The following is a 22,380-nucleotide window of genomic DNA, read 5'->3' as shown; positions in this document are numbered from 1 at the left end:
TCTGCGAATGATATTTAAAATGTTAATTGCAAACCTTATCATGCGAAAAGGCCCTAAGGCGCAAAGCGCGATTGAGTTTATAACCACTTATAGCACTGTACTGCTCATAATAACAGTTGCCATAGCAGTACTTTTCCTTTTCATATCGCTTCCAAAATCCATACTTCCGACAGAATGCAATTTTTACAATAGCTTCGGCTGCTATGACGCAGTTTATGGAATAAACTATACGAGCAGCAACGTACCAACAGGTACCGCTCTGCTTGTTGTAGCAAATTTTGAAGAGCCCGGAATAATAAATACCAGCAGCTTCAGCGCGTTTGTTGGAGGGGTAGAGAGCAATTCTGGCTATTGCGCCCCTAAGGTGGCGCTGCAGGGTCAGAAAGTGTACTGCATAGCGTTTTTCAAGGGGCAGACCCTGAGCCCGGGAAAGCTTTATTCTGGGACATTCAGCATATATGCAAACTATTGCGCCGTTGCACCCAGCAGCATATCAACGGCCTATTGCCCGCCACCCAACGCAACAAGCTATTATAGGTATGGAGGCGTTGTTAGGACGCAGGGGACTTTGAAGACCATAGGGGGCATATACGCGGTGCCGATAAACATAACAATAAGCAGTTTCAACTTCTTTGATTGGTTTTTTATAAATTTCATAGAGCCCGGATACCAAGTAAGGATAAGCTTCAATCCCAAAAACACATCGTATGTTCTGCACGAGTCGCCGGACTTGGGAAACGTGAGGTTTTATTACAATAACCAAGAACTTTATGATTGGTGCGAGAACTGCAACAGCAGCATGAGCGGCAATGCGATATTCTGGGTAAAACTACCGCAAAGGACCCTGTTCAAGCTTGGCTGCTTTTTCAATAGCTGCCCAACCAAAACTACGATATTTATGTATTTCACCCCGATAAGCACTACCTTCAGCGGAGTCCATTCCGGGCTGGCACCAGAGCTCACGACGCCTTATGGCAAATACGACAACGGCCAGAACGTATTCAATTATTACACAAACTTTGCCGGAACGTCATTGCCAAGCAGTTGGGAAAATTTAGCAGGAACGAACTACTCACTTGATAATGGCGCATATTTTACAGGATTTGCACTGCTACAAAAAATCAACAACTTCCCAATAAACATATATAACCTTACCGAAGCTAGGATAACGTTAACCACTTCTGGAATAGGCGGCATTGTTACCGGAGTCAACGGTACAGGCTCCAGCGACGAATGCAGCAACGGACCCTACGATAACAAATGGATAAGCGTTGGCGTAGAACCAGACGACTTATGTTATGGAGACCTATACAGCTTGAAGGGCATAGGTTCTGCCGCAGTGACTTACGGAACTGCAACCAACGTTAGCACCTCAAACCCAAATTCAGGAACTTTCACAATCGGGTTGGGAAACGGATTTTCCAATGCATACTTCTTTTACAACAACACCCTGCAGGCCGAAGCCAGTCAGACTTATGGGCATTTCAGGGGCAAAAGCATAGGAGCAGTAAGCTATTTCGGGCTGGAAAGCCAGAGTGCGGTTTATAAGGTCAACTGGGTCAGATCTGTTACAATGCTGAGTGGAGGACAGCAGCCACAGATAACTTTCGGACCCATCATAAAGGAATCCGGAACATAGCTATTCCATCCTTGAAGCGATGTCCTTGGCCGCTATTTCTATAGGGTTTATTATGTGCTCTACGCCTATGCCCTTCAGGTGCTTCTCCATGTCTGGATTGTCTGCAACAACAGATACCGGCCTTGATGACGCTATGTTCTTGGCTATTATCGCAGCGTAGAGAGACCTTGCGCTATCGCTCGTGTCTATGACAATGTACTTGGCCTTCTTAAGCTCGAACTGCTCCATGTCATCCGCCAGAGTCTCGTCGGCAACATACGCCCTGTAGCCCAGCGATTTTATTCTGTCGAACGTTACCTTGTCCGATACTATTATTATGAATTTTGAGCCTTTCTGCTTGAGCATCTTGGCTATGTATATGTTCGTAGGGCCATAGCCTATCAGCACTATGTGCTTGGCAAGCCCCCTCCTTTCCATCCTTGATATTCTGCCGCTAAGGCTTTCTATTCTTGAATTCACAAAACCACTCGATATTATTGTAACCGCGCTCAGGAACACGCTGAGCCCGACAAGTATTAGTATTATTACAAAGGCACGTGCTATTGGAGTTACTGGCACGATATCGCCATAACCCACGGTTCCCAATGTGACAACCACGAAGTAAAGCGCGGTAAGCGGGGTGTTTATCTTCACGTTGAAGTTCCCCGCCCTGCCAAGATAATAGGTTATTGTAGTGCCGATGATAACCACCAGTAGGGCTATCACAGCGTACGCCATAACTTGGGAAGCGATCTTCATTTATTCACAATAGAGTATCCAATTAGAAATTTAAATATAGATACGCAATAGACTAGTGTCTTAGCATGGTGAGGAGTGGGCTTTTGACTGCGGCTGTTGCCTTAATAATTATCGTAGCAATAGCGCTGCTGTTGCTTGCCGAGCCTAAGCCCGTAAAAACAGCTCCCGAGTCTGCCATCCCCATATTTCTGTATGGCAAAGGTTTGCCATATGCTCTTTACAATCTTTCTTCAAGCCTCGGCATTATCGTGGCGCATGGAAACGTTTCTTCTAGCTTCAATTACAGCAGCTTTAAGCCCGTTTCCCTGTACGATTCGTTAATGTACGCTGCTAGCTTGAACAGGAGCTTAGATAATGCCACGGTTGACTTGCTGGTAAAAAAGCCCCGGTTTTATTTTGAGCATGAAAATAACAGCTTTGGAAACGGAACCATAGAGCTACCGTTGACATTGGATAATTTCCATTCGGCAAATGCAATCTTAATAGGGCTGCGCATGTTCCCTTTGGCTTATTATTCCTCCTACCCGAAAATCGCATTGCGCAGCGGACTTTACCCTGTTTATTATGGAGGTAATCTGAGCGAAATAAGCCAATTTGCATACAACGAGAGCGGGCCGGGTATTTTGCAGTATAATATAAGCAGCAAAGTGCCTGTTTCGTTCGGTATAGTGAATTCTAGCTCAGGATATGTATTGGACGTTAACGTTACAAACAACTGGAACAGGACACTTAACCTTACAGAAATAGAAGTTGCAGGTTACTTCCTTGGATCCGAATCCGGCAATTTTACGTTGCCGGTGGTGAATGTAGTCAGCAATGGGGATGCTTATACGCTGGCCGCAATGGGCTCTTTGGGAATAGATATGAACCTTAGCAGTACCCAATTGTACCTGCAGACCAACTCCAGCGCATTGAACAAGTTTTTAGCCGAGGCAAATTCCAATGCCATAAGCGATTCCGGGCAGTTTTACTCTGATTTCAACTCTACGCTTAACGTTTCCAGGTTGAATTACCTAGAAAGCCTGATGCTTGAGAACCAGAGCTACTACATTGCAATGCACGAGCTCAACAATTTCGACCCGCTGAACTACTCGGTAGTAGAATATGCAGGAAGGATAAGCGCATGGGAAAATGCGTACCGCGGAATGCTTGATTTTAACGTTTCTGGCGGTGGCATTTTAAACTTGCCCAGGAGCTCAAGCGCGCTGAATGGTGATGGTTTGGCAATAGGCCCGGGAAAAAGCGCAAACCTGATTTATGATATCGGGAACCTGAGCTACATGGGGCAGAGCTCGTCGCCGATTGAAGGCATGAACTACACTGTCTTCGCGTATTTCAACGGAGTCATGTATTCGGACTATAGGCACGCGTAAACTTCACACCCTCAGGATTTTGCGCACGTTTTTTTCAAGCTTAAGAAGCCTGTCGTATTTTCTTACCTGCTTTAAAGCGTAAGATGACGCAGACCTTATGTCTGCATAGGTACTGTTTTCGGCAAGCCATTTTATTGCTTTGGGATCGTGGAGATGAAATATTGCGGTTTTTTGGGAAATGAATTCCTGCTCTTCGAGTATGCGCATGAGTGTTTCGTGATCAGGCTCTGATGAAACTGCCGCAAGCGCAAGTATCATACTTTTGCTGCTGTCGTATCCGAAGAGCATATCATTGATAATTTCTGAGCCTTCTTTAGATTTTGAATCGAAAATGTTGTTCATTATCCCGAAGGCCATGGCATAGACGTCCTTTTGGGCTTTGATGAATTGCTTGAGATATCCGATGTCGTTTATGCTTATTGCAAGTGTTTCTACTATGTCCAGGCAAGAGCCGTACCTTTTCAGCACTTCGTCGTATGCTTCTATGCCACCCATTGTAATTAGCTCAAGGGCCTTTCTGAATTCGTAGTAGTCCGAACCGTCGGGCCTGGGCACCCTCAGCATATTCTTGTCTGACATGTAGTGGTAGTCCAACCTTGCGTATACCTCGTTTATGAACGGGTGCTCCGAATTCTTGCCCCTTTCGTAGAGAGAATAAGATTTGTATCCATACTGCAGCTTTGACAGGCCCATGTTGATCAAGCCTGATTTTATCAGCTCGCTTATGTACCTTTTGTTCGTGGTCTCCATGTCCCCATAATAGGCCTTGGCAGCCTTTGGAGCTAGCAGTATCATCAATATGTTTTACCTCCTCTTTCTTTTATTTTTTGCGTTTTTTACTGGCATCTCAGCGATTGCACGAAAGCGATAAATATTATTAACAGATTAAACGCTAGTGATTTAATGGACATAAACAAAGATTTGGACGAATCTGGCAAAAGCAAGTCCATATCAAACAAAGAAGACCAGGAAGTAGCCCTAAGGCACATTGGCAGCTTCATAAAATTCAAGGAGCGCAGGATTGCCGAATATAATAAAATAGCGAATGAGACGTCCTACGACAACATAAAATTCAACATAATGTATATAATGTCAAAGGAAAACAAGTGCCTTGAGGAAGCCATGGCGCTTAGGGACGTCATAGAGAATGATAGGCTCAGCGAGATAAAGCTCAGGAAAACTACCGATTTCCAGGTATACGACCATTTGGAGGGGCAGGAGCTGGAGGAGGCCAATGCAAGCAGCATAGGAGACATACTCAGGGCAGCACTAACCGAGGACAAGGATATGATAGACAGGCTTAAGCTTCTGGCCGTTGAATATGCCGGAACCCATACCGAGGAAGTTGCAAAGCACCTAATGAGTAGCATAATAAGCGCCAAAAACGACATAACTGACAGGCTTCTTAAGCTTGAACAGGGGGACTGGTAGATTGGATTGCGTTTTCTGCAGGCTCGCTGCCGATTCTGGAGACCATATCTACGATGACGCTAATTGTTATGTGGTCCTTGACATAAATCCGGTGTCCAAGGGTCACATGCTTGTAATAACGAAAAAGCACTACGAAAATATGCTCGAAGTGCCGAAAGACGAGCTCTCAGTGTGCTTTAGCGTTGCCCAGGATTTTGCCAGGCTTGCCATGGAAAAATTGGGTGCCAAGGGAGTCAACGTTGGCACCAATATAGGGGAATACGCAGGGCAGGTTGTCATGCACACGCACATACACATCATACCGAGGTACTCCCCGGGATACTCGAAAAGGCACGAACTTGGCAGCGAGGAGAAGGCCGAGCTTTTAAGCGTTTTGAGAAAACATAGGGTTTAAATCACTTTCGCGCTGGACTGCTACAAATAAATAGGACCGATGCCAATTAGTAATGGTGGTATGAATGGCAAAGAAAACATTTGCATGCAAAGACATCGGAATGCAGTGCGGATTTACGGCAGAAGCCGCGAACGAACAGGACCTTATGCAGAAAATCGCTAAGCACGCTAAGGAAGCACATGGAATGAACAAGATAGACGACGCAACTATGAAGAAAGTAAAGGCTGCCATAAAAAGCGCTTGAATCTCCATATTTTAGGCTGTTGACAATCTATTTTGTTTTTTTTTCTCTTTTTTTGTATATTTGGGAATTTATTTTTCCGAACGTATTAAATAGCTGAAACAGGACATATCTGAGCGTTTAGTCTATTCGGTGTTTTATTGGCAAACATGCCGGAGCAATTGCAGAAGAGGATGGAAAAGCAGGGCTACCACTTCGTGGGCCAGCACTCGGCAGTGAAAATCTGCGAGTACACTGCCAATGGGCTCAGGGGCGAGACCCTATGCTACAAGTATACTTTTTACGGCATAAGGAGCTGGCAGTGCATACAGGGCACTCCGGCCATAGGGTGCGATATCGGCTGCAGGTTCTGCTGGAGGCTGATACCCGAAGAAGAGGGCTTCAAGTGGAACGAGCTCAACGCACTGAGCGAGTGGGATGATCCAGAAGGCATAGTCGAAGGGATGATAAAAGAGCAGAGGCGCATAGTCAGCGGCTACAAGTCTATTGCCGACAACGAGCTTAAAATGAGGAGGTGGAACGAGGCGAACGAGCCCAAGCACGTGGCCATAAGCCTTACTGGGGAGCCGACTTTCTATCCGAAGCTGGCCGGGCTGCTGAGCGCTTTCCACAAGAAAGGCATAAGCACATTCCTGGTAAGCAACGGAACGCTTCCGGAAGCAATAGCAAAGCTGGACCCGCTGCCTACTCAGCTTTACATATCGCTCCAGGCCCCTGACGAAGAAACCTACATTTATGTCACAAGGCCGAAGATAAAGGATACGTGGAACAGGTTCATGAAGTCACTGGACATGCTGCACACACTTAAAACCAGGACCGTGCTTAGGATGACGCTTATAAAAGGGCTGAACATGAAGAATGAGGAAGGCTATGCTGGCCTCATAAAGAGGGCCATGCCCAATTACGTTGAAGTGAAGGGTTTCTCATACGTCGGAGGCGCTAGGAACGAAGAGAGAGGGCTGAGCCTCTCCAGCATGCCAAACCATTCGGAGATCAGGGATTTTGCAGACAGGCTCGCGGAGCTTACGGGATACAAGCGCGTATCCGAGCACGCACCGAGCAGGGTTGTTCTGCTTGCCAGGGACGAGGAATCCGCCCGCAACAGGATAATAGATTTCAGCAAGATAGGCTAAACTTCTCATTTGTTGTTTTTGGTATCTTCCCTTCCCTGCAGGTACAGCTCGCTCGACAGCTTGTATCTTGATACCGAGTGCGCCACCACTTTGCCGTTTCCCTCGAACTTTGCCAGGAACAGGCCGACACCGCCGAACATTGCAGTTTTTATGTTGTCAACGAACGTTATTTTGTATTTCAGCGATGCATCAAAACCTGCTATGTGTCCCGGATCTATTTCCAATGGGTCAGAGTCTGTGACATTGTACTCTATTATGTCTCCGGCTACGTGTATAAACAGGGTCCCTGGGCCGGTAAACCTCTGGAGTATTAGGCCAGCGCCGCCGAAAAAGGCAGCCCCTATCCCAACCGTTTCTATGCTGAATTTCACGCTTTCCTGCGCGGCTATGAAAGCATAATGCTCCGCTATGAACTCATCGCCATCTCCAAGCTGTACCGCATATATTTTTCCAGGTATTATGCCTGCGACGTTCAATACCCCTTCTGAGCCGACCGCCTTGAATTCGGTAAGAAACCCAGAAGCGCCGGTGAATTTCCTTTCTAGGGCACCTACAACGCCTCCGGCAAGCTTTGGCTCCATCTTTATGACAGACGATTTGCTTATGACCTTGCCCGAATCGGCATATATTGCTTCACCGCTCTCGAGCCTTATCGCCAGAGACTGCATACTGTTTCCGACTATTTTATATTCCAAGCAAACACCATAAGCTCTTGTTTGCTATTTTTTATATACCTTGTGCAGCTCTGTGCCGCAAACCATGCACTTTACTACTATGTACCCTCGGCTGCTTGAAAGCCTTGTAGAAGAAGTTATTCCTGGCACAAGTATTGAGCCGCAGTTTTTGCACACCCTGTACCTGAGAGACGGGCGTATCCTGTAATGGGACTGTATTTTGGAGGCAAGCTCTGCATAGCGTCTTGAAAGTTCCTGGTTGCCATCCCTGAGGGCCTTTTCAGACAATGAAATAAGACCGGCTACGCGCTTCCTTGCTATGGCCCGTGCCAAATCCTTGGTTTTTGGGCTTTGTCTTGGCATAGTATTACTTTATGTTGAGGTCCGAAAGTATCGAATCGATGCTGGACTCTATCGCAGGGCCGGAGCTTATGGTAACCAGATTTCCGGATATCTTGTATGACGATGGCGAAGGCTCGCCGTGGAAAAGCCTTACAAGGCGCAGGGTTTCCTCATTCTTGGGCATTGAGAGCTCCTTGCCCTTTATTATGTTGGCCCGTGCCACGATCTTGACTGCGTTGCCTATCGCCCATATCTGCTTGCCTGCGTTGTCAAACACCATTGCAAGGTCCAGAAGAGGTCTGAACTCGTAAAGCCTGGAAGTGTCGACCCCGTCTCCGTCAAGAAACACTATGCCGTCATAGTCGTGCACGTCGACGTTTGCGGTGTGCACGTCTGGCTTCACTGACGCGCCGTGCTTGCCCCTGCATTCTGACTTGGTATAGCTTGTGGTAGAATAGCCTATTCCCCATCTGTCGAAGAAAAGTTTCAGCGTGGATAGGCTTTCCTCCCTGAAATCGACCGGTGGCAAAAATATGAGCATGCGCATTTCAATCAGGAATAATTCGCAAGAAAAAGATTTATAACATTCCGAAAGGCACGTTCAGAAGGAGCGGGATATTCTTGAGAGCGGGTGGCCCTTTGCCTTGAGCTCCAGCTCATAGAAAATCCCAAACGACATCTTCTTGACCGTGAAATTGCGGTCAAGCAGGGACTTTTCCAGCATCGAAAGCATTATTGCCGATTCCTGTGGAGAGGCGTTGTCACCAAAAAGATGTGCGAACGGATTGAGCACTATAGTTCCCACCTTGAGCTGTGCCGCTATCTTCTGTATCTCGAACGTTACGGCGTCCACAGTGTTCTGCTTTGACAATTCGTCCTTTTTCTCGAAGTTTGCGAATATGAGGAGCGATTCCCCTGCGTCTATCGGAGATCCCTGCTCTATAACGCCAGACCTTCCCGCGCCTTTGGGCTCGGCCTTTACGTAATCCACATGCCAACACATGAAGCGCATTGTCACACCTGTTTTGTAGAAGAGAGCACTTCGAGAGATTTCTCCTTTATGATTTTTGATATCTCGGAATACTGTCTTACCGGGACCTCGGCTTTAAGGCTTACCCCGTAAAACGTGCTGTTTATGTCAGTAATCTCAATGTCGAACGACGAAATCTGCCTGCGCACCGATTGCGGCAGCGATTTGACGCTTTTGTTCATCTTTGACTTGAAGTCATCAAAGCTTTTCGCAAGAAGGAGCTCGACACGCTGCTCGATATGCATGGTTTCGCTTCTTTCATAATTTATGACGAGCGCCTGTATAAGTATCCCGTTCGGTATATATGTCCTTATGTTGTCCGGACCCAAAAGCGATGCGTAGACCAGGCCCACCTTTTCTACCTTGCCTTCGAAACCGGGAACTATGAGGCCGTGGGGCCATGTCGAGGCTATGTTGCCGTACTGCCACGTTGACACCTTTACCGTATCGCCGATCTTGAAAGGCTTTGTGGCCATTATCTCGAATCCAGCAAGTATGTTTCCAAGAGTGTTCTGCGCCGCGAGGCCCAGAACTATGCCCAGAAATCCTGCCCCGACCAATAAGCCAGTCACGTTGACCTTGAGCTCGTAGAGGACGGTGATTGCAACTATAGTATAGGCTATGACCCTGAACAGGTCTGCAATGGCGGAGCCTTCCTCCTTAAGCGTTTTGCTGCCTATGAGGCGCATGCCCCTGGCTACTAGCTCTATTATTATTATGCTGAATATTACAGTAAGCGCCACGTTGAAGTACATGGAGTATGAATCTGGGACTACGCGGTAGGCGAGCAGCGCATGTACTAGGACAACCCCGAAAACGAGTATTGCTATCCCTGCCGCAAGATTCCTCCTGAATTTATTCAAAAAAACACTTAGCTTTCCATGTAAGGAGCCAGGTAGTACGCTACCTCAGCGTCGCCTATCTTGTAGTCGACCTTTATCGGCTCGTCGGTCTTTATCGAAAGGTTTATGTACGAGCTTGACGGGCATGCCTTGACTATTCTTCCCAGATAGTCCAGGTTGAAAGTCGCGGATGCGGGCTTCTCGGACTCTATCTTCTTTATGACCTCAGCTGCGTTCATGTGCTCCTCTTCAAGCTCTCCGGCATCTCCCTTGGCTGACACCACGAAGGAGTCCTTGTCCGCCTTGAAGCCTATGTAAGTAGAAAGCAGGTTCGCATCACCAAGTATGTCCTTGAAGGAGTCGCTTTTCACTTCGACCTTGGACTCGAATTCCACCTTTGGCTCCTTCTCTACGTCCTTTTTCACTTCTATCATGGGCAGCCTGTAGCGCCTCTTGCTCTTCTCGCCTATGAATTCTATTGCAAACTTGTTGTTTGAATCCTTCATTAGCAGCTGCTCTCCGGGCCTTGCGCTCGCGAGTATCTTGCTCAGGTTGTCAATATTTAGGCCTATCGACGACTGCTTCTCTACCTCATACTTGGAAAACGCCTTGTTCGGTATGAAGAACGAGATCATGCTTATGCCGCTTGGGTCCATTGCGCGAAGCGTTATGCCCTCCTTGGATATCGAGAACGTTCCCTCGTCTATAAGGTTAACTATGGAGTCAATGCAATTCTTCCAATACTTAGCGTCGTCTATCTTTATTTCGAACAATGAATCACCAAAGATTAGCAAGGCATCAAGCGGGCACCATAGTGCTTTAATGTCGTAGCAATTAGATTTGTTGCAAAAAATATTTAACCCCTTCTGTAAGGGCAGGAAAGCATTCGTATTAGTCAGCACATGCTGGCATAACATTATGGATATTAATTGTTTGGAAGGAAAATAGCTCTGGTAGAATGATTGTTGCTGGAGTCACCGCAGATTACGGAATAGGGAAAGGAATTGCAGAAGTTTTGGGATCCGACTACTGCAGATTCTTTTCAAAGACGTTTCCTGACGGTGAGTCCTATCTCAGGCTCGACAGGGAAATGAAAGGGGAGGACATACTGCTTGTGCAGAGCATGGATATGAACCAGGACAAGCGCCTGTTTGAGATGCTCATGGCTGCAGATGCTGCAGTAAATGCAGGGGCCGGCAACGTATACGGGCTCATAACGTATATGGCCTATGCAAGGCAGGACCATGCGTTCGGTCCCGGCGAACCCATAAGCGCCAAGGTTGCGCTCAGGGCGCTGCATGATGCAGGCATATCCAGGCTTGCAGTCATAGAACCGCACAAGAATGAAGAGCTTTCGTATTTCAGGGGAAGGTCTATGCCTATAGAAGTTTTGGGAAGCGTTGCTGGGGAAGCCGTAAGGAGAACCGGAGCCGAGAAGCTTATAGCGCCAGATTACGGCAGTTCCGAGCGCGTGAAAAAGATTGCCGATGGTCTTGGCGTTGGATGGGATTACATAGAAAAGAAGCGCAGCAGAGTTGATGGCAGCATCAGCATGGGAAAAGGGCTGGAAAAGATGAACGGAATGAAAGCCCTTGTACTTGATGACATGATAAGCACGGGAGGAACGGCAGCACAGGCTGTAAGCGAGGCCATTTCAAAGGGAGCTGCGAGCGTGGGCGTAGCAGCTGCGCACATGCTGCTTGTAGATGGGGCCTATGAAAAAATAATCGGGGCAGGGGCAAGCAAAATTTTCGGATCTAACAGCACGGGCAGCAGGAGATGCGAGATTGTAGACATATCGCGCGAAACAGCGGATGCGTTGTCAAGGCTCATAGGGGATTGAGTTGAAATACGCCATAAGCATAAACGGCATAGGAAAGAGATTTGGAAATGAATATGCCCTCAAGGACATAAGCTTGGAGCTTGGAAAGGGCATAACGCTGATCCTGGGGCCGAACGGAGCGGGAAAGAGCACGCTTCTGAGGTGCATGGCAGGGCTCTACAAGCCCGATGAAGGCCGCGTAAAGGTGCTGGGAAAGGACCCGTATTCGGATGCGGGAATCAGGAAAAGAATCTCTTTCATGCCTGACAACTACGGGCTTTACGATTTCTTAAGTGTAAGGGACAACATACTTTTCTTCTCAAGGCTCTATGGCGTGAACGACGATACGGCCATATCAAAGGCCATGGAGACGCTCAAAATGCTAGATGCTGACAGCTACATAAACACAAAAGTCGGGCAGCTTAGCAGGGGCACGAAGCAAAAGATGCTTTTCTGCAAGGCTTTGGTTAACGATCCGGACGTAATACTGCTGGATGAGCCGACAGCGTTTCTGGACGCGAGCAGTTCCGCGCAGGTAAGGGAAGCTTTATCCGATTTGGCAAAAGCCGGAAAATGCGTGGTTTTTGTGACGCAGAGGGTCGACGAGGCAACAAGGTTCAATTCGCGCATATGCGTGATAAGGAATGGCAGAATAATCAAGGATACGGATACGCGCGGGCTTTACAATGAGGTACTTAGCGGCATAACAGTGAGCATAAGGCTCGCAAGGCCAATAAGGCAGGAGATTCGCAGCAAGCTGGGGAAAAACGTGATAATTGAAAACGGCAACATAGTGAAGGCAAGGATACGCGATTACAGGGACATAAACGAAGTGATCGAAAGGCTCATCAAAAACGGGGCTTACATAGCCAGCGTCGATTATGCGGAGCCCATGATAGAAAAGCTTTATGCAGGTGACAATGACGAGGAGTAAGCCAATGGCTATAGCCATTAAGGACATACGCGAGGTTTTCAGCAGCGTGTCGATTTATGGGCCGATGATAGGGGTCCCGCTTTTCTTCGCGGTTGCACTGCCGTTCCTGACAGTGTACGTGGCCCTGCATGCTGCTCCGAGCATTGCCTCTAGAATAGCTATAACGCCCATAGCCAATGTGGCAAAATCGCAGGTCGACAGCCTTTCGTTCATGTACTTTTTCGCCATAAACGTCCTCGGGCCCATATTCTTGACGATACCCATATTCACAGCTTCCGTCATAGCGGCGGACAGCTTCGCCGGAGAGAAGGAACGCAAAACTTCGGAGAATTTGCTCGCGGCGCCGATAACCAACGGCGAATTGCTTTTGGGAAAGATACTTGCTTCGCTGATACCCACGATACTGCTAACGCTTGCCGTTTTCGGCATATACGGAGCTACGGTTAATTTCCTGTCAATACGCGAGTTCAGCACCGCAGTGCTCCCTACACCAACATGGCTTATGATGCTGGCATCCGCTCCGCTCTTAGCCCTCGCAGCCATAGCGGTAGTGGTTTTTGTGTCTGCACACGTCAGAGGCATAAAAGAGGCACAGCAAATCAGCACGTTATTGGTTCTTCCCATACTGCTTATACCGTTCATTTCGATACTTGGGATAGCGAACCTCGACGTGGCTTTCTTCGCATACGTAATAGCAGCATTGTGCATAGTTGATACTGTGATTTTCTATATAAGCGTGAAGGATTTCAAGAAGGAAAAGATTTTATATTAGGATAGCATATGAAGGTTTATTGCAGCATTCGCTACAGAGGTTGAATGCGCCGGAATTTGCCTGGAAAGTAGAACTGGTAAATGAAGGCAAGAATGGCCAGAAAGCAGCGATTGCTTCTTTCAAAAACGGCCAAGAGATGCATAGCAAAATATGCATTAAAGAATCCAAAAGTGAAGCCAATGGCAACCGTGGAAATTAGAAGGGAGCGCGATCAGGAAGTAATGAGCATGATCTCGAGGATGAAGGGTGATGTGCATTCCGAGATAATAAAAGCAATCAAAAGCATTTTTGTATCGCAATCAAGAGACATAATCGAGGCACCCGGATTGATGGATATGCTAAGGTACTATCCCGATTCCATGGGCAAGTACTCCAGAGCTTCTATAATGATGCTTTCTGCAATGGCTGCAGGAGCCGATTATAAGGATTGCATACTGCCAGCAGCAGCCATACAGCTTTTTGAGGATTTTGCGCTTGTTCATGACGATATAGAGGACGGAAGCCTGCTGAGAAGAGGAAGGAAAACAATACAGACAGAATATGGGACCAGCAGGGCGATAAACGCTGGCGACATGCTGCATTCCGCGGTAGAGGGACTGCTTTACAGGGTATCAAAACAGAAAAACGGGGACGCCATATATAAAAAATTTAGGGAGATAGGCAACATAACTTCCATAGGACAGGATAAGGATATATATTACTCCGGAAGAAACGCCATTGAAGCCACGGAAGAGATTTACATAAGCATAGCGGCTGACAAAACCTCGGCATACAGCGTATACGGGCCCCTGCAGATAGGTGCGCTCATAGGCGGATCCGGGCTTGTAGAGCTCCAAGTTCTTGAGAGCATAGGGCTGCCTGCAGGCATAGCCTTCCAAATAAATGACGACATAAAGGATGTAGAGGGAAAGGTTGCCGGTAAGGGCCAGTACGAAGACATAAGGCAGGGCAAAGCCACGTTGATAGCAATAAACACTTATAAAAATTCGGGGCCCGGAGAAAGGGAAATAATGGAATCCATATATTCGAAAAAGCCTTCGAACAAGGACGAGAGCGACATAAATTACATATTGGGCCTTATTGAGAAAACAGGCTCGATAGGATATGCGAGAAATATAAGAAAAGAATACGAAAAGAGTGCCGTAAATGCACTCCTAAATAGCAGGGATATAATACCGGAAAACCCTTATTCAGAAGCCCTTATGGAGCTTATAGGCACCCTTTATTCTGAATAAGTGTTGCCTCCGTTTCATTTATAAGCCGTGAGCTTTTCACCATCTCCTTCTTCTCACAGCCAGGTACACTATCACTGCTATTATTATTATGACCACTATAGCCGCAACCAAATATTCTATAGTGTTGGGGCCGAGAGTTGTTGTAGGTGGCACTGTTGTGCTTGGTAGTGTCGTAGTCGTTGGAGTGACGGTAGTCGGAGCGGTTGTAGGCGCGGTGGTTACCGTATTTGAGGGGCTTATTGTAGTAGTTGTCGGTATGGTTGATGTCGAAGTAGTTGGGACAGTCCTATTATAGACAACTATATATATTGCAGCCACACCGTGGGTATTGGACATTGATGGGCTCGTTGCCAGATATGCAGTATAGTTTCCGGGAGTCGCATTGGCGTTAACCTGGAATCGTATTTTTCCGCTGTAAGGAGGAAGCCCGGAATTTGGTATGAATCCTATGTTTATTCCGTATGGAGCAAGAGCTGGGCTTGTGCCAACAGTCACGTTGCTTGCCGTGCCGTTATAGACGGTTATGGAGTAGTTGATATAATCGGTAGAATTTAGATACAAGAAAACGTGGCTTGGATTGACCTTTGGAAATGCGACTCCAGTAGGAGAAGACGCAAACGATATCAAAGTTATGGAAAAAAGCATAACTAAGGATACAGCTAAGTATTTTGGCATTTGAGCGCGCATTTTATACACCATTTTATATAGCTTAAACAAGATTTATATAACTAACCTTTGTCTCGTTTTTAAGGGAAGCGCCATCTAAGCCCTCATGCCATAGATGGCAGGTTTTAAGCAAGCTTTACTGTAAGGCATAAATATATGGTCTTATAGAGCGATTTTGTGTCTTTGCATGGATGATTACAGAAAGAAGCTGGGCTTGGCAATAAAGGCCGGCTACTTTTTAAGAAATTTGGAAATGGATCCAAAGGATGCTGCAGATCTGGCTGACTATCTCCTGTCATTCTTCGGCTACGAAGAGGAGATTATAGACAATATGCTGATGAGATACGACAGGGACGTATTTTACCAGATGGAAGACATAGGGATTCTCAAAACCAGTCAGACCGAGGAAAGGATTACAGAAGGCAAGTATGCAGGGAAGGAATGGACTTTGAATCGATGGATTCTTAGTAACGACGATTTGGACAGGCTTATTGAAAAGGCTTACGAAAAAACAAGGAGCCTGCAGGCTCCCGAAGCCGTTTACAAGAATCTTTTTGATTTCATTTCCGTAGAGGATTTGAAAAATTCCGACAACAATAATTTACCGAATCCAGAATTCTCTTTTAATGAGGAATGGTATTCTTCGATGAAAAGGGATCTTGAAAAGTACGTAAAATCGGAAAAGGAAAAACGCGCCATAGAAGGTGATTTATACGATTACCTTTCCATTTTTGCCACAATGCTTAGCCCTGACATAAAGCCTCTAGCTTATCTTGCGATGGAGCCAGGGAAAGAGTATACCGTTTCAGGAATCCTTAAAGCTATGGCAAATAGATTTGGGTCTGGTCCGGAAGAACTGGAAAACCACGTAAACTTTGGATCGATAATGGAAGGCCTAGTGTCCATAGGAGCGCTCCAAGAAAAGAAAATTGAGATTCATAAGAAAGAAACAAGGGTTTACTCCAAAAGCCCGCAGTATGGAGCCTTCGACGTCATTGCGGCACATGCGATAAAAGCATCCAGAGAAAAATTGGAACAGGCAGGATTGAGGCTCTCGGATGTTTTCTCTGTATCCGTAGCCCAGAAAATGATCAGGACGCATTCGCAAAACCTTTTCGGCCTGATGAAACTGCTTGCCGAAAACAAGGACAGGGGTTTTGCGCTCCATGAGATCAGGGAAATAATGGATAGCGACAGCGTAAGGCATGAAGTCCGATTGTTCAAATTGCTCGGGCTTTTGGATTATGAATCCTTTTCAAGCACGGGCGGATCCGAAGGCAAGCTGGATTATAAAGTATTAAGGACGACAAGCCTTGAAGAATTGCACAGAATGGGTTTCGTGAAAAGGCCAGAGAAATGCTTTAAGTTGGGAAAAGCCATAGGATTCGCAAACGAAAACCTGAATAAAAATATTAATAGATTTGATGTATCTAGGGCTTCGGGAAGCGACCTCGACTTTTCTTCGAAATACTTGGTAATGCTTTCAAAGGCGGGCGTGCTTGAACGCAAAGCAGAGTGGAATACGAAAAGATCCACGGTAAAGGCGAACGGGAATACCATTAGCATATGGGATGGATTGTTATCATGGCTATATGATATTGCAATGAAAGCAAGTTCTATGGATAGCGTTGATGTAGGGCCTTTAGACAGGCTTGAGGCAGCTCTGCACAGTGACGACAGATACTCGCTCGGATTGCAGGAGTATGCTAGAGGCAGCAGGTTAATTGAGGACTGTTCCGCCCATTTCAGATATCTTTCCGAAAATAGGCACAGGATTGTGAAAAATTCCGAATTTGCAGGAACAATACTGGATGTTGCTAAGGAGGGAGTCAAGCTATACGAAATAGCCGAAAAGCTTGGGGAAAACACCAAAGTCACTTACGCCAGGGCGCAATGGCACGTAAATGAACTGCTCAGAAAAGGCTTATTGGGGAAGGAAGGGAACATTTATACGACGAAAAACCCAAAACAAATAAATAAAAGACAATAAAACATCTGCGGGCTTTTTTTCAGAATGCGTAAGACACGCGCCACAAACCTTTTTATATATTAATGTATTATTATGTTATGACATTAAAATACATAGATGATATCATGGCCTCGTCAGAAAAGGAAAAGAGGAAATATACAACAATAACCATACCTGCGCCGCTGTTCGAGAGCATAAAAAAAAGCATAAAGGACACGGGATTTTCTTCGGTTTCGGATTACGCAACATATATCCTTAGGGAGACTACGGCCGAACTGAACTCAAAAAAGGGAGGGAAAAAATCCGAAGACAGCACAATAGTGAAGAAGCTGAGGGCACTCGGCTATATGTGACGATTAAACGTAATGGAGCTGGTTTACATGATAGAGCAAAACCTTGACGAGTTGGAGGAAAAGAGCATATATATAATGAGGGAAGCCAAGGAGCGCTTCGGAAACATCGCCGCACTTTGGAGCATGGGGAAAGACAGCACGGTAATGCTGGCGCTGGCTCGCAAGGCCTTCATGGGAAAGGTGCCATTCCCTGTAATACATATTGACAATGGGATAGACTTTCCTGAAACTTACGAGTTCAGGGAGAAACTGGCAAAGCAGTGGAAGCTCGATCTTATAGTACAAAAAAGCGAGATAAAGCCTGAGATATCTGGGTACGCCTGCTGCGGAGCAAATAAGACTGTAGCGCTCAAGAAGATAATGAGGGAAAAAGGCTTCGATGCCCTGATAGTTTCAATAAGGAGAGACGAGCATGGGATAAGGGGAAAAGAGAGATACATATCCCCAAGGACGAAGGATTTCAAGTGGAAGTACAAGAACCAGCCCGCGGAGCTGTGGAACGATTATTCGTCAAAGCAGAGCAATGGGGGCCACATACGCGTGCACCCGCTGCTTGACTGGAACGAGATAGATATATGGAACTACATAAAACGCGAAAAGATACCGATAAACAGCCTCTACTTCGCCAGGGATGGGACTAGGTACAGGAGCCTTGGATGCACGCACTGCACTGTGCCAATAAAGTCAAACGCCGACAGCATTGACAAGATAATAAACGAGCTCAAGAACACTAAAGTTGAAGAAAGGAGCGGAAGGCAGCAAGACAAGGAGACGGCCTACATAATGGAAAAGCTGAGGGCGCTCGGCTATATGTGAGGTATTCGCATGCACATCCAACAGATAACCATGCTGGGGCACAAGGACCACGGCAAGTCCACACTGATAGGATCCCTTCTTATGAGCACTGGGTCCGCCACCGAGGAACGCATTGCAGACGCAAAGAACACGAGCAAAAAGCTTGGGAAGCAGTTTGAGCCGGCGTTCATACTGGATGCATTTTCCGAGGAGCGCGAGGGAGGCCTCACGATAGATACAGCCAGGGCGCAGATAAAATATATGGGAAAGGCCTTTGAGCTCATAGACGTCCCTGGGCACGAAGAGCTGATAAAGAATATGCTTAGCGGGGCATCCTACGCGAACACTGCGGTGCTTGTAGTATCGGCTGCGAAGGATGAGGGCATAAAGCCGCAGACGAAGAGGCACCTTTTTCTTGCTAAAATGCTTGGAATAAGGCATTTCATAGTTGCTGTCAACAAGATGGACACCATAGGCTATTCGCAGAATGATTATGAAATGATAAAGAACGACATAGCTGCTTATCTTGACGATATAGGTGTCCATTCCCAAAGCGTAAACTTCGTCCCCATATCCGCGTATAAGTCGGAGAACATAGTTTCAAAGTCGGAGAACATGCACTGGTACAGAGGCAAGCCCCTCATGGAACTGCTCCTTACGTGCCATACGAAGAGTTCTACTGGAAAGATGCCGCTCAGGGCGATAATCCAGGGAACGCTAGAGACGGAAAACGGAACTGCGTACACGGCTAAGGTGCTGAGCGGCACCATAGAAATAGGTTCAAGCATAAGGATACTGCCGATCAACAAGAAGGCAACCGTAAAAAGGCTTTATGTTAAAGGCAGGGAGGCACGCAGCGCGAAGGCAGAGGAGAACATAGCGATAAACATATCGCAGGATATGGGCAACATGCGCGGCGAGGTAATAAGCAATACCAACATGACAAAGTCTGCAAACGCCATAAGCACCATGCTTTTCTTCGTAAAACCGGTAAACGGTAGCGTTGAGCTCAGGTTCAACGGCAATGGAACCAAGGCGAGGATAAGCCTGGACAAAATTATAGACACCGTCACAGGAAAACCCAAGAATACGCAAAAGCCAAAAGCCCTGGACGCTGCAGAGTGCATAATAAGGCTGGAAAAAAAGATAGCGGTTGAAGAATTTTCGAGCTTTAGGGACCTGGGCAGGTTCGTTGTCTACAGCGCCGGCAAGTTTGCAGGGATAGGGGTTGTGGAAAAGGTGCTTGGATAGATGAAACTGCAGGGCGCCAGCGAAATAATAACAGAACTCCTGAGCACAAATTCCAGAATTAGCATTTCGGACCTTTCCAGGATATCCGGAGTTTCGAGACCTTCTACATCGAAAATACTCGAAAGCCTGACCGAAGGGCTCGGGCTTAAATTCGTACTGGAGCTCGACGAAGCCAAGCTAGGATATCCAGTAATGCACAACGTAATTGTAAAACTTGGAAAAAAGGCCGATTTCGAAAAAATAGAGGATATAATAAGCCGCAATCCTGGAATAAATTTCGCCTGCTCGTGCAAGGGAGATTTCGACATTATGCTGCAGGTGCTTTCCAAGACAAGCGCGGAATACTTCGGCTGGGAAAACTCGTTCATAGACCAGATATGCGAATACAGGCCAAAATTAATGGCTTCGGAAATCGCAAAGATGCGCTTCGGATTTTTTCCGGTGGATAACGGCTTTGTTACTGCATCAGGACTGAATGATGAGGACAAAATGCTTATAACAGAGCTAAACACCAATTCACGCGCTAGCATTAAAGAGCTGGGACAAAAAACCCGCATAAACGGAGAGACCATAAGATACAGGATGAGGAAGCTTGCAGAAGAAGGAATTATAAGGCGTTTTACGGTAGCGTCGCAGAAACCGACGCGATCCTATGCTATTGCATACCTGTCAAACTATGTTTTCAACAGCAAAACGAGGTACAAGGCAAGCCTGAGGCTCTATGATTATTTCGATGCCGATAAATTGGGAATCCTCAATACATTCCAGAACATTTCGCTGCTTAGCGGAAGTTACAAATTTTTAGGCATTGGGATCTTCAAGAATGAAGAGGATGCGGTTGAGAATACCGTAGAAAAACATATAAGGGCTTTTGGAAAAGATAATGTTAGCATTACAAGCGCTAGAATCCTAAAAGCGCTGAAGGGTATAATGCCTTTCAGGAAGCTGAATATCAAAAGGAATTACATACAATAAAGATCGATATAAATCCAAAAGGTGTCTTGACGAAAATAAGGAGCGCTGACCTGGTTACATACATCAGAACCGCACTTATAATAGTTGTCGCTTACTTGGTGATTGCAAAATTCGACGCATTCGCGATAATAATACTGCTTGCAATTGCGATGCTCTCCGATGCGATAGATGGATATTTCGCAGTTAGAGAGGAGAGCAATGGAAAAATCGGCTTCATAACTTATGTCAGGGCCGCAACCGGAAACAAAAAGGAGTGGGAGGTAGTACACAAAATCAAGCAGCACGTGAGCGAAAATGCGCCTTACGGCCCAAGAATAGACATAGCAGGAGACAGGATAAGCGAATATGTTCTATGGGTCACATTCACTTTCCTCCACATAGTCCCGCTGTTCGTACTCTTCATAATAATCATAAGGCACTCGTTTGCCGATGCGTTGCTCGGCGCGAGAGGTACATCTTCAAAGATGCATTCCAGGATTGCGCGCGCTCTCTACGCTTCGAACGTAAGCAGGGCAGGCATACAGATAACCAAGTTCGTAACCTTCGCATACCTGGTGCTTGTGTACGTGCTTTCATACCCGCTCTGGATAGGCTATGTGCTTATAGGCATACTTACGGCCTACATACTCATAAGGGGAATTGCTGAAATCTTCGAGGCTTTGCACAGCTGAGATGAAAAGGCAACATATTTATAGCTTGTTTGAGATTATTCAACGATTAGTGATTGTATGGGTTTGACAAACGGCGCAACGAATAATAAGGGGCTTTCGTTCTGGGGCTATACCAAAAAAGCTTTGGATATAGCTCTGCATCCTAGCAGTGTAAATCAGAGCTACGGCGTAGGCGATGCCATAGCATTCTATTATAAAGCGGCAATAATCCCAGCAATAGCTGCAGCAGTTCTTGGATTTGTTCTGCTATTTGCATTCGGAAGCATTGCCTTGGGAATATTCGGCGCGTTTAGCCCGTTTTTGAGTGGGATAGCAGCTTATGCACCTGCGCTCATGGGAATATTCGGCGCAGTGCTTGGGCTTGCTTACGTACTGCTGCTCATACCAATAGGCATAATCGTTGACGGGGCAATATACCATTTCTTTGCGAAAACGCTTTTCAAGCTTTGGAAAAATGACATATCAAAAACCATAACGGCCACCATGTATGCGACTTTTCCCGCAATGCTGTTGATGTGGGCCTTTTTCATACCTATTTTGGGCGAGGTAGTTGCAATTGTGGCATCAATATGGAGCTTTATCGTTTTGATAATATCCATGGCAAGGCAGCAGCAGGTAAGCGGATGGAGAGCCTTCGGAGGCATATTGATATCCGGTATAGTACTGAGCATAATAATTGTTGCGATAGAATTTATCTTCTTGCTGCCGGTGTTAAGCAGTACAAGCCCTGCGATATCTTCATACTGCATCCCGAATACCGGATTCGTATGCTCAAATACTTCTTTCTCCAACGGAGTTATTTCTGCAGGTGTAGCCCAGTCTACAGGGATTAGCATGATAAAGAGCAGGCTGTTCTTTGTACCGTTCGGTCAAAACCTGAGCACTGTGGATCCGTCATATTACATAGGAAACTTTAGCACCAATAGCTTAGTTAAAGTCAAAATTGGAGGAGTGAAGGAAGTAAATAATTCAGTATTAGGAAACCTAACACTGGAATATTATACCTCAATATCCCAGAGCACGCCATACATAAAGGTTCTTGGGACTTTCGGATACTATGGCTGATTGCATAGTATATTTATAATAGTACAGTTAAATCC

Annotated in this window: 26 protein-coding genes; 17 read left to right on the top strand and 9 right to left on the bottom strand. The window is 46.3% G+C overall.

Translation table 11 applies throughout. From position 1 onward, the window contains the following. Positions 1-7: 7 nt before the first annotated feature. Positions 8-1,639 (top strand): hypothetical protein, encoded by a 1,632-nt coding sequence (locus tag Micr_RS00795; protein WP_226803561.1) that lies wholly within the window; start codon positions 8-10, stop codon positions 1,637-1,639. Here the strand turns inward: Micr_RS00795 and Micr_RS00790 are convergent, their stop codons facing one another. Next, entirely contained in the window at positions 1,640-2,377 is a 738-nt protein-coding gene (locus Micr_RS00790; protein ID WP_203134770.1) for an NAD-binding protein, read from the bottom strand. 65 nt (positions 2,378-2,442) lie between these two features. On the opposite strand from Micr_RS00790, the gene Micr_RS00785 reads away from it, so the two are divergent. Beyond that, positions 2,443-3,750: a hypothetical protein gene (locus Micr_RS00785; protein ID WP_203134769.1), complete on the top strand. Its 1,308-nt coding sequence runs from the start codon at positions 2,443-2,445 to the stop codon at positions 3,748-3,750. A gap of 3 nt (positions 3,751-3,753) precedes the next feature. Here the strand turns inward: Micr_RS00785 and Micr_RS00780 are convergent, their stop codons facing one another. Next, the gene (locus Micr_RS00780; protein WP_203134768.1) at positions 3,754-4,548 is read right to left on the bottom strand and encodes a hypothetical protein; all 795 of its coding nucleotides are present in this window, start codon (positions 4,546-4,548) and stop codon (positions 3,754-3,756) included. Between the two features lie 105 nt (positions 4,549-4,653). Here Micr_RS00780 and Micr_RS00775 point away from each other — a divergent pair, with 105 nt between their 5' ends. From Micr_RS00775 to twy1, 4 genes are all read left to right on the top strand, one after another. Next, positions 4,654-5,181, top strand: coding sequence for a hypothetical protein (locus tag Micr_RS00775; RefSeq protein WP_203134767.1), 528 nt, complete (start codon positions 4,654-4,656; stop codon positions 5,179-5,181). Position 5,182: 1 nt separating this feature from the next. After that, complete coding sequence (locus tag Micr_RS00770; RefSeq protein WP_203134766.1) at positions 5,183-5,575, top strand: HIT family protein; 393 nt, start codon at positions 5,183-5,185, stop codon at positions 5,573-5,575. A 64-nt stretch (positions 5,576-5,639) separates the two neighbouring features. Then, entirely contained in the window at positions 5,640-5,819 is a 180-nt protein-coding gene (locus Micr_RS00765) for a DUF1059 domain-containing protein (protein ID WP_203134765.1), read from the top strand. Positions 5,820-5,965: 146 nt separating this feature from the next. After that, positions 5,966-6,949, top strand: coding sequence for a 4-demethylwyosine synthase TYW1 (gene twy1, locus Micr_RS00760; protein ID WP_226803579.1), 984 nt, complete (start codon positions 5,966-5,968; stop codon positions 6,947-6,949). A gap of 5 nt (positions 6,950-6,954) precedes the next feature. On the opposite strand, the gene Micr_RS00755 is transcribed toward twy1, so the two are convergent. The 6 genes from Micr_RS00755 to pcn are packed head-to-tail and all read right to left on the bottom strand — an operon-like array spanning position 6,955 to position 10,610. Next, positions 6,955-7,644: a TIGR00266 family protein gene (locus Micr_RS00755; RefSeq protein WP_203134763.1), complete on the bottom strand. Its 690-nt coding sequence runs from the start codon at positions 7,642-7,644 to the stop codon at positions 6,955-6,957. 24 nt (positions 7,645-7,668) lie between these two features. Then, the gene (locus Micr_RS00750; protein ID WP_203134762.1) at positions 7,669-7,986 is read right to left on the bottom strand and encodes a ribonuclease P protein component 4; all 318 of its coding nucleotides are present in this window, start codon (positions 7,984-7,986) and stop codon (positions 7,669-7,671) included. A 4-nt stretch (positions 7,987-7,990) separates the two neighbouring features. Next, positions 7,991-8,512, bottom strand: coding sequence for a DJ-1/PfpI family protein (locus Micr_RS00745; RefSeq protein ID WP_203134761.1), 522 nt, complete (start codon positions 8,510-8,512; stop codon positions 7,991-7,993). 54 nt (positions 8,513-8,566) lie between these two features. Then, on the bottom strand, positions 8,567-8,968 hold the full coding sequence (locus tag Micr_RS00740) for a threonyl-tRNA synthetase editing domain-containing protein (RefSeq protein ID WP_226803578.1): 402 nt from the start codon (positions 8,966-8,968) through the stop codon (positions 8,567-8,569). Between the two features lie 11 nt (positions 8,969-8,979). Continuing rightward, positions 8,980-9,858 carry a mechanosensitive ion channel family protein gene (locus Micr_RS00735; RefSeq protein ID WP_203134759.1) on the bottom strand — a complete coding sequence of 293 codons (879 nt, stop codon included), beginning with the start codon at positions 9,856-9,858 and terminating at the stop codon, positions 8,980-8,982. A gap of 8 nt (positions 9,859-9,866) precedes the next feature. Next, positions 9,867-10,610 carry a proliferating cell nuclear antigen (pcna) gene (gene pcn / locus Micr_RS00730; protein WP_203134758.1) on the bottom strand — a complete coding sequence of 248 codons (744 nt, stop codon included), beginning with the start codon at positions 10,608-10,610 and terminating at the stop codon, positions 9,867-9,869. Between the two features lie 185 nt (positions 10,611-10,795). Between pcn and prs the strand changes: the two genes are divergently transcribed. The 4 genes from prs (at position 10,796) to Micr_RS00710 (ending at position 14,600) form a co-directional block, all read left to right on the top strand. Further along, on the top strand, positions 10,796-11,680 hold the full coding sequence (gene prs, locus Micr_RS00725) for a ribose-phosphate diphosphokinase (protein WP_203134757.1): 885 nt from the start codon (positions 10,796-10,798) through the stop codon (positions 11,678-11,680). A 1-nt stretch (position 11,681) separates the two neighbouring features. After that, entirely contained in the window at positions 11,682-12,593 is a 912-nt protein-coding gene (locus tag Micr_RS00720; RefSeq protein WP_203134756.1) for an ABC transporter ATP-binding protein, read from the top strand. Further along, positions 12,580-13,365, top strand: a complete 786-nt coding sequence (locus tag Micr_RS00715; protein ID WP_203134755.1) for an ABC transporter permease subunit — start codon at positions 12,580-12,582, stop codon at positions 13,363-13,365. Before Micr_RS00720 ends, Micr_RS00715 begins: the two co-directional genes overlap by 14 nt. Positions 13,366-13,544: 179 nt before the next feature. Continuing rightward, positions 13,545-14,600 carry a polyprenyl synthetase family protein gene (locus Micr_RS00710; protein WP_203134754.1) on the top strand — a complete coding sequence of 352 codons (1,056 nt, stop codon included), beginning with the start codon at positions 13,545-13,547 and terminating at the stop codon, positions 14,598-14,600. A 36-nt stretch (positions 14,601-14,636) separates the two neighbouring features. On the opposite strand, the gene Micr_RS00705 is transcribed toward Micr_RS00710, so the two are convergent. Beyond that, the gene (locus tag Micr_RS00705; protein ID WP_226803560.1) at positions 14,637-15,275 is read right to left on the bottom strand and encodes a hypothetical protein; all 639 of its coding nucleotides are present in this window, start codon (positions 15,273-15,275) and stop codon (positions 14,637-14,639) included. Positions 15,276-15,453: 178 nt separating this feature from the next. Between Micr_RS00705 and Micr_RS00700 the strand changes: the two genes are divergently transcribed. The 7 genes from Micr_RS00700 to Micr_RS00670 all read left to right on the top strand — a co-directional run bounded on the left by Micr_RS00700 (position 15,454) and on the right by Micr_RS00670 (position 22,345). Next, complete coding sequence (locus Micr_RS00700) at positions 15,454-17,256, top strand: DUF6015 family protein (RefSeq protein ID WP_203134752.1); 1,803 nt, start codon at positions 15,454-15,456, stop codon at positions 17,254-17,256. Positions 17,257-17,360: 104 nt separating this feature from the next. Next, positions 17,361-17,588: a CopG family transcriptional regulator gene (locus Micr_RS00695; protein ID WP_203134751.1), complete on the top strand. Its 228-nt coding sequence runs from the start codon at positions 17,361-17,363 to the stop codon at positions 17,586-17,588. A gap of 27 nt (positions 17,589-17,615) precedes the next feature. After that, positions 17,616-18,404, top strand: coding sequence for a sulfate adenylyltransferase subunit CysD (cysD, locus tag Micr_RS00690; RefSeq protein WP_203134750.1), 789 nt, complete (start codon positions 17,616-17,618; stop codon positions 18,402-18,404). Between the two features lie 9 nt (positions 18,405-18,413). Then, positions 18,414-19,634 (top strand): GTP-binding protein, encoded by a 1,221-nt coding sequence (locus tag Micr_RS00685; protein ID WP_203134749.1) that lies wholly within the window; start codon positions 18,414-18,416, stop codon positions 19,632-19,634. Continuing rightward, on the top strand, positions 19,635-20,609 hold the full coding sequence (locus tag Micr_RS00680) for an Lrp/AsnC family transcriptional regulator (protein WP_203134748.1): 975 nt from the start codon (positions 19,635-19,637) through the stop codon (positions 20,607-20,609). A gap of 26 nt (positions 20,610-20,635) precedes the next feature. Then, positions 20,636-21,280 (top strand): CDP-alcohol phosphatidyltransferase family protein, encoded by a 645-nt coding sequence (locus Micr_RS00675; protein WP_203134747.1) that lies wholly within the window; start codon positions 20,636-20,638, stop codon positions 21,278-21,280. A gap of 57 nt (positions 21,281-21,337) precedes the next feature. Continuing rightward, complete coding sequence (locus Micr_RS00670; RefSeq protein ID WP_203134746.1) at positions 21,338-22,345, top strand: YIP1 family protein; 1,008 nt, start codon at positions 21,338-21,340, stop codon at positions 22,343-22,345. The last annotated feature ends 35 nt before the right edge of the window (positions 22,346-22,380 follow it).

The organism is Candidatus Micrarchaeum sp., assembly GCF_016806735.1.
Lineage (GTDB): Archaea > Micrarchaeota > Micrarchaeia > Micrarchaeales > Micrarchaeaceae > Micrarchaeum_A > Micrarchaeum_A acidiphilum_A.
This window is presented reverse-complemented; position numbering and strand designations above follow the sequence as displayed.